1 protein-coding gene is annotated in these 323 nt (G+C 58.2%); it reads left to right on the top strand.

All coding sequences use genetic code 11. The features are described 5' to 3' along the window. Nucleotides 1-17 precede the first annotated feature (17 nt). On the top strand, nucleotides 18-323 hold a 306-nt coding region (locus IEY73_RS35010; protein WP_189083277.1), incomplete at its 3' end, for a hypothetical protein.

The following is a 323-nucleotide window of genomic DNA, read 5'->3' as shown; positions in this document are numbered from 1 at the left end:
TCCCGGAATTCTTTGCCATGGACCAGGACTATGAGCGAAGGCTCCTGCGGCAGATCATCATCCAGAATGAGAACACAGTGCCCTGTGTTTCAGAGATGCGGAGAACCCTGACACCAGCCAACTCCCCAGTGTCTTCACCCAGCAAGCATGGTGACCGCTTCATCCCCTCGCGGGCCGGGGCCAACTGGAGCGTGAACTTCCACAGGATCAATGAAAATGAGAAGTCCCCCAGCCAGAACCGCAAAGCCAAGGACGCCACCTCGGACAATGGCAAAGACGGCCTGGCCTACTCCGCACTGCTGAAGAACGAGCTGCTGGGTGCC

It is taken from the genome of Mangrovihabitans endophyticus (genome assembly GCF_014646155.1).
Taxonomy (GTDB): domain Bacteria; phylum Actinomycetota; class Actinomycetes; order Mycobacteriales; family Micromonosporaceae; genus Actinoplanes; species Actinoplanes endophyticus.
This window is presented reverse-complemented; position numbering and strand designations above follow the sequence as displayed.